Raw genomic sequence first — 12,964 nt, 5'->3', positions numbered from 1 at the left:
ATAAAAAAAACAAACGACCTACCCGGTCATTTGTTTAATTCATATATATTTTTCGTTTCTTCTATCATTTTAGTTAACGAGAAATACCTCACTGCTTTCTCTCGTGCTTCGAGTCTAATAGCATTTACCTTTTCTTCATTCCCTTGTAGTTCCTCCAGTGCACTTGCGAATTCCAATTCGCAATATTCAGATACCAAAACACCTGATTCTCCATCTATTACCGCTTCATGTATTCCGCCAACATCTATTGAAACAATTGGTGTCCCTGTAGCCATCGCTTCAATTACTACCATTGGAAATACTTCACGAAAAGATAATAAAAGTAAGGCATCCATTTTCCCTATAAACTCATGCGGTTCTGAAATATTTCCTAGCATCTTTACACTTTGTCGCAATCCATATTTTTCTATTTCTTTCATAATCGATTCTTTCTCTGGTCCATCACCAGCAATATAAAACAGAAAATCATGTCTCTTTTTCAACACATTTGCAATTTTGACAAATAGTTGATGGTTTTTCTCTTTGGATAATCTAGCTAATATCCCTATTTTATATGTAGATTCTTTCTTTTTCTGCTGGAATAAAAACTTTTCAATATCGACACCGTTATAAATTGTATTTATTTTTTCTTCTGCTACATGAATTGAGATTAAATTATTCTTTTCAAACTCACTTACTGTAATAATATTGTTCACATATTTATTCATGAAATAACGAAAAAGCGTTGGCATTTTCTTTTCTAATATCGTTACATTATGTTTCGTATAAACAATTTTTATCTTTTTTTTAATAAACTTTTGAAGTAGCAAAGCATATAATACCATTCGCAAACTATTTGCATGAATAAGTTCTATCTTTCGTTTACAAATTTCGTTTCGTAAATAATAAATATTTCTCAAATGATTCCATCGACTAAGTAATATAAAATTTTCTTTTCTAGTAAGAGATTCATATAGTTCTCCATTACCTGCAGCTGTATAAATCTCAAAATCCTCATAATGCAAATTACTTTCCAATTTACAGAAATAGCTCTCGGCTCCGCCAGTTATCAATTTATCTGTCATCAACAGTATATTCATAATTGCGTCTTCCCAACTACATTGATTTTATTTTTTTTATAAGCATGATAAGCATACTTACTAAAATAGTAAAAAATTTGCACCGAATTCAGTCGTTCTTGTTCCCTTAACAATTTCCAATACCGGAAAGCTGCTCTAATTTTATTTCTAGAAACAGAATTTGTAACAATTCTATATTTTGCTAATACTTGCTGTATCCCTTTTGCTTCATACCCTTCATGTAATAAGTTCAGCCATAACGCTGTATCTTCCGGCTGTATACTAGGCATTTCGACATACGGAATTTTTTCACGATCAATCATCACTGTTAAACACCCGATAATTGTATTCCCTGCTAAATAATGATAGTCAACAGATTTTGGTACACTCACTTCGCGATTTAGTTCATTACCATTTTCATCAATTAAACTATACGACGCATATGAAAAAGCAATATTCATTTCTTCCATAAATAATAATTGTGTCTTCAATTTATGCGGCAACCATATATCATCACTATCTAAAAAGGCAATGTACCTTCCTCTCGCCTCTTGAATCGCTAAATTCCGAGCTTTAGCAGCACCGACATTTTCTTTTAATGATAATAACCTAATTCGTGAGTCTCCTTCTATTATCTCTTTAATTTTTGCGGCAGATTGGTCGGTTGAACAGTCATCAACGATAATCATTTCCCAGTTTTCATACGATTGATTCTGTACAGATAAAATTGTCTCACCTATAAATCGTATACTATTATAAGAAGGTGTTATTACAGAAACATAAGGCGGCTCGTTATGTGCTGATAGACATTTTACCATCTATCTTTCTCCTTCCTTCATATATTGAAATATACTTCACAACAACTGCTAAAAATAAAAAGAACGCTTCGTTAATAATGAGTGACAATGACATCATCTGAAATAAAAATGCAATCATAGTCAATAGAAGGTATGGTTTTTCACGAAATAAAGTATGCTGCGCTAGCTTGAACATTAATATGAATAAAAACGCGCTATATAGAAGAAAACCAATTGTACCCGATTCAGACAAAATTTCTAAAAATGTATTGTGTACATATAATTTTTCATTAAATTGATACTCATAATAATTCGAAAAGTTAAAAGCACCGATTCCGATATATGGATTGGATAAATAATATTTAAAAGCAGCTTCCCATAATGTAAATCTACCACTTCCATTATCATGGGAAAAATCAGAGATTCGTTTATTTAATATGTCATCTAATTGGCCCCCCATTACACTATTCGATAAACTAAAAATAACTAAACTAAACAATACTAAGCTCATAATTATTTTTACTTTTTTAACGAAACTAGACATACATATATATACAAAAACGACAAGTACAAGAGCTAATATACCGCCCCTTGAAAAGGTTAATAGACTCGTCGTAACACATAAAATCAACCCTAATATATTGGTGATATTTTGTAAATTCGTCATATAGTACATAAAAAATATTGTATTATAGAAAATGAAAATATTAGGATCATCTAGCAATCCAATTAACCGTGGATATCCTCTATCAACTAATAACCCAGCAAAAATTTCTCTCTCTTCTCCACCGTATAAACCAAAGTATTGTAAACCGATTATATAGAGTATTAGACTTACAACATTAAATACTACTCCTACATAAGCAATAGATGATTCAAGTACCACTATTTCAGTATTCCCCAATAAATTCCTCATTATAAAATAGCATCCTAAAACGAGTAGCACGCCAAAAATCATACGAATACTAGCATTTAAATACATAGAAAGAATTCCACTTAAACAATAAATGAAATAAAACAGTAAAAATACAACTTCATGAAAATATAACTTTTGAATATGAAAGTCTTTAATTGTTAAACAAAAATATATGACTAAAAAAATCATATATACCTTCAATGAAAATCCAATATATAAATTGTATTTACTTAACATAACAAATAATATTAGAAGAATAATCCATCCCATCGATACTTTCATATTATTTCCCATAGGCTATATCCCCTGTTTCGTAATATAATCCTTTTTGCGTATTTTTCTTATAAAAGAAAGAAGAAGTTTTTTTAGCTCATAATCATATAGGAATATGGCAGCTACTACAATTAGTATATTAAGAACAAGCGCAATCAAATGATATGTATGCACTATATATTGCACTCCAATAAAGGTTACACCAAAATAAATTGTATACGGTATTACAATTTGGAATACAATTTTTTTCTTCACTACACTTACCGCTATATATCCCACTAAAGCGACGATTTCAAATAAAACCATAGCGTATGCCGCTCCTATCACTCCACCAATACTACTAAAGCTATAAAGCATAACCCCACCTATCACCAATGCTACACACTGCACAACAGTTCTTTTATTTTGACATCCACTCGTCGTTAAACCGTCAGCAATGGCAATATTTAAACTTTGTAGCACAATAAGAAATGATAATATTTGGAGTGGTTCTACTGCATTGCTCCATTCTTCATGAAAAAATATAGAAATAAAGTATGGTGCTAAATGATATAAACCGATCGTCATACATATTCCTACAATCGCCATTGATTTAATTTGAAGCAAATTTAATTTCGTATGCTCTTCTAAATTATTCTGGTTATAATGCTTAAAGAGCACTGGAAAAAATGCACCTGCAATTACCCCCGGTACTTGATATAAAGCTGCTGGCATCCGGTACGCCACTGCAAAAACACCTACCATATTTAATGGCAATGTATAGTTAAGCAAGATAGGCGCTAATTGTGGCGTACCCATTATTAAAAAACCGCTAATAATAAAAGGAGTTAATTGCCAAAATAACGCTTTATGAATTACGACTTTCATATTCATTTTCGTCTTTCTTCTCATGATATATATACTGAATAAACCGCCGATCATATACCCAAAAGCATATAAGCGAGCCGTTACATACACCGGTAACTCTCCGAAAATACAAAAACATGTAATTATAATAACAACCGATGATGATACAACTTTAATGAGCGCTATATACTTCATACGTTCCGTCAGTTGAAAATAGGCAATCCCTATGTTTTGCCAAGTTAATCCTATTAACATGAAAAACATTACGTTTATCATCATATAAATTAAATTTTTATCTACATACATATAATGAATAGAAATATAACCGATGATAGAAATAAAAATAAGTAGAATCATTCTTGTTTTTATATACGATGATAAAATCTTCTCTAAATCTGCTCCATCCTTTGCCCCTTCTCGAAGAAATGTATTACTAAGTCCTAAGTCTGTAAAAAATAACATAACAAACGTCACTGCTATGGCAACACTAAACATCCCATAATGTTGTGCGTTAAAAAAGTTTGCTAAAGCAATTAAACTGACAGCCTGAAGAAGGTTAGCTAAAATCGTGCTATAAAATAGATGGATAATATTATTTAGAATAGATCTACCCATACCAGTTCTCCTTTGCAAGTAACCTACTTACATATGTTGTTTGTTTACATATATATTTATCTTGCACCATTACCGTTCAATACAATTAAAACGGTCTTACATAAAATACGGATGTCCATCCGAATCGTTTTCATTTCAATATACTCCATGTCTAACCTCAACTTTTCCTTTGGATCAAGATTATACCCTCCATTTATTTGTGCCCATCCTGTTAAGCCTGGTTTTACCATTAAACGATCCTTAAATTCTGGAATATACGCATCAAATTCATTATAAAAAAACTCTCTCTCTGGTCTAGGACCTACAAAAGACATATCTCCTCTTAAAATATTTAAGAGTTGTGGTAATTCATCAATTCTCGTTTTTCTTATAAACAATCCAACTTTTGTAATTCTTTGATCATGTTCTTTTGCCCATTGTGGTCCGTTCATTTCAGCATCCTTTACCATCGACCTTAATTTAAATACATTAAACTTCTTCCCGTTTATACCTAAACGTTCTTGAAAGTAAATTGGAGCCCCTGATGTTTCTAAAGTAATCATAATACAAAAGAACAACATAATTGGTATCGTTAATAGTAACAATATGATTGAAAATATAATATCAAACAAGCGTTTTACACTTCGATTCAATATGCTAGGCTTTTCTTGAGCCGGAATCGTATACAACTTGGCTTGATTTGTTTCACGAATCATGGATCGTTACCCCCACATTCAAGAATATAAAATTATACCTATTAATTCACATTCTTTTCTCTTTATATCCGCTATTACTTTTTGCACTGTACGTAGTGAATCTTTTCGCTTTTTAACTGCTAAAACCACTCCATCGCACTTCCCTGCAATAATGTGCGTAGCAGGAAGGTCAAATACTTCAGAGGAATAAAAGAAAATGTAATCAAAATCTTCTTTCCACTTAGCAATCGCATTATCAAATTCATCCATAGCAATTAAGGGTGTCCCTGTGTGTACTGTTTTTTTTGCAGGAATACAATATAAGTATTTAGACAAATTACTAGAAAAAGATTCATAATTGCAGGGGGAAGAACTTATTATATCGTTTACTGTTATCATGTGATTACTTTGTAATAATACATGTAGTTTAGGGTCAGAAAAATTCACATCAATAAGTAACACCTTTTTCTTCATTTCCGCAAACACTAGCCCCATATTTACTATAAGCGAGGCAACAACACCTCTGTCCTTCGTTGAACTAACTGTGAACAGTTGTTTTCCAGATTTTTTCAGCTCGTGATATACCGTATAAAACTGCTCTTTCATCAGATCATCATGCATATTGAATGGCAGCTGTTTCTTTGTCCTAAACATCGACATGTTCACCTCGATATATAGATGATTGTTTATCAACCTCTGTAGGTTTCTTTTTTCTATTCGGTTTCATATTTATGTAACCAATAACAGAAACTGTAGTTATTTTCTCTAAATCCTGTTCCACGTATATACGTTCATCAAAATAATCTCGAAATACAGCTAAACCTATACCAACAAAAAAACTAACAATTAAAGAAATAGGAATGATTAGTTGAAATTTCGGAAACAATTTTTCGGCCTGTTCCTGTAACTCAGGATCAGTTAATACTTTCACTCCTTGTACATTTGTGTACTGTTGAAAGCTTTTTTGTGATTGCTCTGCCAATGTCTTTACTATGTCTTTCACGACTTTCGGATTGGAATCTTTTACTGTAACAGTTACAATTTGTGAGTTGTCCGTATTTACCACCGAGATTTTTTGTGCTAATTCATAACTTGATTGCTCTAATTTCAAAGTTTTTTTAACTGTTGAAATAATTAATGGGCTTTTTAAAATATCGACATACGATGTTACTAGTTGCTTATTTTCTTGTGTTTTATTTGTTGAATTTTCCTTATTAAACTCATCTAAATTCCCAACAAGAATTTGCGTTGAATATTGATATGACGGCTTTAAAACATACATAGAGATAAGAACTAAAGAAGCGGTTAAACAACACATCGTTAAAATAATCGTTACGAATCTTCTTTTCAATAATTGTTGAAAATCTTTTATACTCATTTCTTGCTTCAATTATTTCACCGCCCTTTTCTGAATAACATCCTGCAAGTCACTCTTTACAGATAACCCTTTCTCCTTTCTATCCACTTGTTTTGTTACATACTTTCCGACTCTCAATGCAAATTTTTCTACATATATATACGAAAGCATTGCAAATATAAACGAAAAAACAAGTGAAAAAATTAAAATAATAGGCAACGGTAATATTTTATGGAGCATGTATATAAGGGAAAATAACGATATAATATGATATAAATAAAGACTGTAAGAAATCTTCCCCAAATATAACAAGTATTTATTACGTAGTAAGGACGACAAAGTTGATATTGACAAGCTTAATATGACAAATAGACATGCGCTTATCGCCACTACATAGTCTCGAAATATAAAATTATTGAGCACTTTCATTTCTCCAATAAGCCCTTCATACATAAAAAGTAAAATCGCAAATAAAAACCATGCAATTTTCGTGTTTTTAGTACAATTACTATAAAAAACTATTAAATTATTTTTATACTTCGCAACTAGTGCTCCTAGTAAAAATAGCACCGTATAATGCAAAGTTAATGCATAGCTTGTTAATGTTAAGCCCGAACGAAACAAAAATAATATGATGACAGAACATATACTAAAACTAAACAATAATAGTAATGAACCCCTTAACGTTTTTCGTAAGCAAATCATCAAAATTAACGGGAAAATTATTGATATTCGCATTTCATGGACAAGCGACCAAATCACACCGTTATATGCATCTGTATTATATTTCCCAACCAATAAAATATGTTGTGCGATTAAGCTTGAAGAACTTTCAATCGTCCATGAGCGATTAAACCATTCACTTAAATAAGAAATACCATATTCACTAATTGTAGTCTGGCATATAATCGCTATAATTATTGCCACAATATAAGGAATATATATTCTGCATATACGTTTTAAAAGGTATGACCCATAGCTACTATAGTTTTTTTGAATAGATTCATACAAAACAAATCCGCTCAAAACAAAAAAGATAATAACAGATTCGTTACCACTACTAAAAATTAGACGAGCAGGTGTTTCTTTTAATAGATACACAACAAATGGTTTATTATCTTCATAACTGTAATTTTGAAATGCTGAAAAAATCATTAAATGATGACCAATCATTACTACTAATGAAGAAATCCCTCTTATAGAGTCCAATTCTTCGTATCTCTTCATCTTTTTACATCAACTCCTAATGAAATGATACTAATCATTTCAAAGCGACATCTTTATTCATATTCCTCTCCTTTCTTTTCATTCCAATTTTTCATATTAAAATGATTTTATAGTATAAATTTGAGTGTATTGTAACATTTTTTGTAATATTATGAATAGTAAATCTCAAAAATTGGTATATACCAATTTCAACCTCGAAAAATGAGTAATATTGATAGAAAAACACTATAAAAATATCTTGCATATTTACAAAATTAAAGAGATGAATAGCGTTTTTTCAATATAAAATAAAAAAGATAGCCTATATAGGCTATCTTTTTTATTTTATTTAATTACTGGCACCACTATATGCTACATGTCGTTTCTCAATTCTTTCTTCAATTTCTTTCATATTTTCTTTATTATTTAATAGTGATTGTTTATTTTCAATTAATAATTGTTTAAAAGATTTTCTCACTTTTTTTCTCATTTTCATTGTCCTCCTTGGGGGATGGTTTATATAAAAGATAAAGAATTATCTGTGTGTCCTTATAATAATTGATTGTTGTGAATTCTATTTGAACTTCATATGAAAATTCCGTTTATTTTCTGACAACTTTGTGAACACGAAAAAAAGACTCTCTAAAACTATGTTGAAATTAATTCACTTCATTATAAAAATTACTATTTCCATCAACTTTTATCATTATATCTTGTCGAAACATTTATATATTTAAAATTGATTTCGACATAATTTTATTTACTATAATACTGTTTATAAAAACAAAAAGAAGGTGTTGCATAAGTCAAAGTTCGACTTATGCAACATCCCTCTTTCTAAACTATTTATAGCATATTTATTAATATTTCAGGTCTTCCCCAATTCATTTCTTCACAAACAAATTTAAGTTTTTCTTCATCCATTGTGTGTAGTCCCTCTTCTAGTGCACATGAAATTGGAACTTCACAGTGAATTTGTGCTAATTGCAACGAAATATTTAAGTTCTCTAAATCACTTTCAATCTTCGTACGCTGCGCTTTCGTTAATGATTCTACATTTTCTAGTACAGCGGATACTGTTCCGTGCTCTTGAATAAGCTTATACGCTGTTTTTTCACCGATACCTTTTACACCTGGATAATTATCACTTGTATCTCCCATGAAAGCTTTTGCATGGACGATTTGCCACGGCTCTACACCTTTTTCTTCCATGATTTTCTCCGGTGTGTAATATTCGTAATTTCCAATTCCTTTACGCAGAAGCATAACTGTAACGTTCTTATCAACAAGTTGAAGTAAATCTGTATCACCAGTTAAAATATAAACTTCAGCTTCATTGCAATATTGTTTTGCAAGCGTACCGATACAATCATCGGCTTCGTAGCCTTTCATACCGATAACTGGAATGGATAATTTCGCAGTCATTTCTTGCACTAAATCAAATTGAGGAATTAATTCTTCTGGTGGCGCTGCACGATTTGCTTTATAATTCGAGAACGATTCTGTTCTAAATGTCGTACTTCCCATATCCCAGCATGTAACGATATGTGTTGGTTCGATCGCTTGCGTAGCTGTTAACAAGTGTTTCATATAACCATGAATCCCGTTCGTAGGGGTTCCATCTTGTCGTTTCATAAATTGTCCGTAGACACTTGTTGCGTAAAAAGCACGAAATAATAGTGCCATACCATCAACTAATAATACTTTTTTCATAATTCCTCTCCTATTAAAAAAATAATAACCTCACGTTATCACGTAAGGTTATATAAATAGATTACCATTCTACGTTTTTGCTCAACTTTGTCTATTATACATGGTTTTTGTATATTTAGCACCATTCACACATTAAGACATCCTACTACAACAAGTATGCAATATGCCTGAATACGTATTTTTTCCAGTAGAAACAACGACAGCCTTTGCATTTCCACTAACAATATGCGAACCTTTAAAACATACATTTTCAAGCTCAAGTGGATTATAATCTTTCATCCGTTTTAATGGAATAAATCGTTTACGTTCAAGGTGATAGCAGCTTTCAAACTTCTCTATACTCGCTTCGTTTCCCGTTAACACAGACTCATTTACTAATAAATCATCTGCATAAATAATACGTACATCAGCTGGCACAGCATCTCCAGCCGAAAGAAAAATCATATCTCCAGGTACAAGTTCTTGCACTGGTATCTCCATCATTTTCAGTTCACTATTTAGCCCTGTACTACTAGAACATTCTACTCTAGATACAGTAATCGTTTCACGTTGTAATTCATCACACACACGTTGTTTTGAAAAACCTGGGATCATGCCACCAAGCTTCATCATTACTTCTGCAAGAAGTGCTCTTTTTGAAGTTAGTTCATTTCGGCCATATACTTGAATACGTTTTTGTGCCTCTTTCATTGATAGTCCGTCTCTTGTTGTTTTAAAATATGCAAATACAGATTTTACATCTCTTGTTGCAATTTCAATTAATAAATCTTTATTTTTTTGAAGCATTGTTTGTTCTTTTATTGATTTTTTACTTAGTTTATATGACGTGTTACCCACAGTTTTGTTTGCATATAACATATTATCGTCTCCTCCTTTACAACATAGGAAGAAACGCTTTGTTTCTCAATTTATCCACTTTACTGTGAAAGTGTCTAGCGCTTTATAAACGCTACATTGTGATAAATATAGAGGGAGGAACAAATCGTTTCCTGCCTACATCATATATTTTTGATTTGAAGTATATGGGTAACGGAACCGAGTCAGAATTTGACATGCTCCTCACCTCCTCGTTTAATTTTATAGTTTATACTATGAAATTACTCATAGCTTGGTAACAAAAAAGACCCCTACCCTTAAGAGAGTAGTGGCCATTACATACACAAATAAACGATTTCTAATATAATTAGAAATCTACGGACCTCTCCCTCACCGAGTTTTAGCACTGTATAGCATAGGTACATTACCAGCTACGTTAAGAAAAACCTTAATTCGATCATTCCTGTTGACCCATTGGCGTCTCTCGACATTTTTGGGCAGTAGCATTTCTCTATACAGGAGCCTCACCTAACAGAGACTTATTTTCATTACATTGAAAATGTTACTCTTATTTAAAATAGATGTCAACCGTAGCCTACAATTTTTTCAAAAGGTATGGCAAACTAACATATATAAAGTGAAACTTTAATCAGTGGGGTTTTGTTCATCCCCCACTGATTATTAGCCCTCACCAATCGGGCTGCCCGGCAAATAGCGGAATAAAATAAAAAACTTTACGTTTAAACGTAAAGTTTTTAATAAGTTATACAGCCAGCAATTACAATCCCAATTGAAAGCGATAAAAACATAAGAAAAAGACCGACTGCTTGATTATCTTCTTCAAGACTTTTGTTTATATTAAAGCGTGGTGTAAGCCACTCAGCTAAATAAAAAACGATAATTTGAGCCAAAATCCCAACTGCTCCCCACGAAATCATATCAAGAAGTGAAATTGAATTAGCTGCTGTCGAATATAAAACAATAGCTAACCCAAGTAATCGTCCTCCAAGCACATAGCTTACCGCCTTATTCCCTTGAGCCATTAACTTAAATTCCTTAACTTTCGTTGTCACTTCCATCAAGAACAGACCAATACATAAAAGTCCGAGTGTTACTGCTAAATATGATAAAAAATTAATCATTTTTCCCCCTCCTTTTTATACCTACCGGTAAATAGTACGATTCATTTCCTGTAATCTTTTCTCCCGCGCGAATACCGATACTACTTGCTTTTCCAGCAATTAAAAAAGAACCAAACACATACGACAGTTTCTCCATCCCTTTTTCTGTTTCCAAGGATACGACTGGAAGTTCTATATACTTTTGAAATATCGGCAGTGAAGTTTTATACGTTTGATGTGCATTTTGAAGCATAATATTTTCATCCTTATCGCGAATCGTAATTGTATCTCCTTCTCTACCAAATGAAGGTTTTTGAACGAAAGAACCTTTTCCTAAAAATAAATCTGGTTCTAAATATGTAGGTAACATATATTCTTTAATCCACTGTTGTTCCTCGTTTGTATAAAAGACTTCTTCTTCTGCTAACCCCCAAATAAGACACTGAATTGATTTTGGCTGAAGTAAAAATGCTGACAAAGGATTTATTATAAAAAGCTTTCCGGCTTTTACAAGTTGCAGCAGTTCCACACCTACCAAATCTCCTGTTTCAGGATCTTGATCCTCAATTAAATCTTCTATCGGATATGTTTGACGATATAAAACATCAATCTTCGCCCCATCTTTATCAACTAGAGCACCTTTCGTAATTCTAAGTTCTGACATTGGCACTACTTTATTTTCAACATGGCATAACTGACTTAAATACATAGTCGTATTCCAATCCTCAATATGTTCATGATGTGCTGTAAAAACAACATTTGGATTGTCTAATCCCTTTGTCGCTTCCATTACAGCTTTCGTAACACCAGAAGATAGTAATCGTTCTTGATCCGAGTTTGGATCATCATAACCTAGGTTTTCACAAACTTTTCCATTCATTTGAAAGCATTCCATAATAAAAGTTGGTGTATCACTATTAAACTCAAGCATTTTAATTTGGTTATCAACCGTTATAACGAAATCAAATCGTGAAATAACAGATTCAGGATATAATCCTTTCATTCTAATGAATGATAAGCTCGCAGGAGGAAAACCAAGCTCAAGAATCTGTTCGTCACTTAAATTTCGCAAAAGTCTAGCAGTCTTAAAAAATATTTTACCCATTCGTTCAGTCGCTAAGTGTAATTGTTCCAAAGTCTGATTTGTTATAGAAAAAACATGAAACAAACTATATTCACATTCATATAAATCCGACCAAAAATTCGGATATTTTAAATAAAAATCTTTTCGATCCCTTATGTATTGCGACATATTTTAGCCCCCAAATCCTCCCTTTGAACCGCTTCCAATTCCACCTTTAAATTCAGCAGACGATTGATACGATTTAAACGCCGATGAATTTTTAAAAGTGGATTTATTTTGATAATATCGCCCACCATAGAAATAATGCCCACGATAACCTGAACTACTATCATCACACTGCCATACCCCAAGTTCATCATCCCAATCCCAATCAGAACAACTATTATCATTCGGTTTTGGGGGAAGATCTTGTGCGCAACCAAATAAAGTGCCAGTCATTAAAGACGTTACGACACCACCTACTAGCCATTTCGTTTTTGTCACCTTCG

14 protein-coding genes and 1 riboswitch are annotated in these 12,964 nt (G+C 32.1%); all 14 genes read right to left on the bottom strand.

Annotated elements, in window-relative coordinates:
- Nucleotides 1-26: 26 nt before the first annotated feature.
- Nucleotides 27-1,079 (bottom strand): glycosyltransferase family 4 protein, encoded by a 1,053-nt coding sequence (locus BCG9842_RS07670; protein WP_001023692.1) that lies wholly within the window; start codon nucleotides 1,077-1,079, stop codon nucleotides 27-29.
- Nucleotides 1,076-1,876, bottom strand: coding sequence for a glycosyltransferase family 2 protein (locus tag BCG9842_RS07665; RefSeq protein ID WP_000237677.1), 801 nt, complete (start codon nucleotides 1,874-1,876; stop codon nucleotides 1,076-1,078). Before BCG9842_RS07665 ends, BCG9842_RS07670 begins: the two co-directional genes overlap by 4 nt.
- Nucleotides 1,851-3,065: an O-antigen ligase family protein gene (locus tag BCG9842_RS07660; RefSeq protein WP_000527867.1), complete on the bottom strand. Its 1,215-nt coding sequence runs from the start codon at nucleotides 3,063-3,065 to the stop codon at nucleotides 1,851-1,853. Before BCG9842_RS07660 ends, BCG9842_RS07665 begins: the two co-directional genes overlap by 26 nt.
- A 3-nt stretch (nucleotides 3,066-3,068) precedes the next feature.
- Nucleotides 3,069-4,505: an oligosaccharide flippase family protein gene (locus tag BCG9842_RS07655; protein WP_000533720.1), complete on the bottom strand. Its 1,437-nt coding sequence runs from the start codon at nucleotides 4,503-4,505 to the stop codon at nucleotides 3,069-3,071.
- Between the two features lie 56 nt (nucleotides 4,506-4,561).
- Nucleotides 4,562-5,200, bottom strand: a complete 639-nt coding sequence (locus tag BCG9842_RS07650; RefSeq protein WP_000617647.1) for a sugar transferase — start codon at nucleotides 5,198-5,200, stop codon at nucleotides 4,562-4,564.
- 18 nt (nucleotides 5,201-5,218) lie between these two features.
- Nucleotides 5,219-5,839, bottom strand: a complete 621-nt coding sequence (locus tag BCG9842_RS07645) for a CpsD/CapB family tyrosine-protein kinase (RefSeq protein WP_041488115.1) — start codon at nucleotides 5,837-5,839, stop codon at nucleotides 5,219-5,221.
- Entirely contained in the window at nucleotides 5,826-6,569 is a 744-nt protein-coding gene (locus BCG9842_RS07640) for a YveK family protein (RefSeq protein ID WP_000807060.1), read from the bottom strand. Before BCG9842_RS07640 ends, BCG9842_RS07645 begins: the two co-directional genes overlap by 14 nt.
- Nucleotides 6,570-7,763, bottom strand: coding sequence for an acyltransferase family protein (locus tag BCG9842_RS07635; RefSeq protein WP_000833052.1), 1,194 nt, complete (start codon nucleotides 7,761-7,763; stop codon nucleotides 6,570-6,572).
- 328 nt (nucleotides 7,764-8,091) lie between these two features.
- Nucleotides 8,092-8,232 carry an FbpB family small basic protein gene (locus BCG9842_RS07630; RefSeq protein ID WP_001228048.1) on the bottom strand — a complete coding sequence of 47 codons (141 nt, stop codon included), beginning with the start codon at nucleotides 8,230-8,232 and terminating at the stop codon, nucleotides 8,092-8,094.
- A gap of 356 nt (nucleotides 8,233-8,588) precedes the next feature.
- Nucleotides 8,589-9,455 carry a 5'-3' exonuclease gene (locus tag BCG9842_RS07625; protein WP_000757068.1) on the bottom strand — a complete coding sequence of 289 codons (867 nt, stop codon included), beginning with the start codon at nucleotides 9,453-9,455 and terminating at the stop codon, nucleotides 8,589-8,591.
- Between the two features lie 132 nt (nucleotides 9,456-9,587).
- Entirely contained in the window at nucleotides 9,588-10,313 is a 726-nt protein-coding gene (locus BCG9842_RS07620) for a P-type ATPase (protein WP_000964950.1), read from the bottom strand.
- Between the two features lie 335 nt (nucleotides 10,314-10,648).
- Nucleotides 10,649-10,814, bottom strand: a riboswitch (M-box (ykoK) riboswitch).
- Between the two features lie 212 nt (nucleotides 10,815-11,026).
- On the bottom strand, nucleotides 11,027-11,413 hold the full coding sequence (locus tag BCG9842_RS07615) for a DUF350 domain-containing protein (protein ID WP_000606873.1): 387 nt from the start codon (nucleotides 11,411-11,413) through the stop codon (nucleotides 11,027-11,029).
- A complete protein-coding gene (locus BCG9842_RS07610) occupies nucleotides 11,406-12,644 on the bottom strand; it encodes a glutathionylspermidine synthase family protein (RefSeq protein WP_000084926.1) in 1,239 nt (412 codons plus the stop codon). The genes BCG9842_RS07615 and BCG9842_RS07610 overlap by 8 nt, the downstream gene beginning before the upstream one ends.
- A gap of 3 nt (nucleotides 12,645-12,647) precedes the next feature.
- Entirely contained in the window at nucleotides 12,648-12,959 is a 312-nt protein-coding gene (locus BCG9842_RS07605; RefSeq protein ID WP_000169030.1) for a hypothetical protein, read from the bottom strand.
- Nucleotides 12,960-12,964 lie beyond the last annotated feature (5 nt).

The sequence above is a fragment of the Bacillus cereus G9842 genome, from assembly GCF_000021305.1.
Lineage (GTDB): Bacteria > Bacillota > Bacilli > Bacillales > Bacillaceae_G > Bacillus_A > Bacillus_A thuringiensis_S.
The sequence above is the reverse complement of the archived record's forward strand: the minus strand, read 5'-3'. Positions and strand labels throughout refer to the sequence as shown.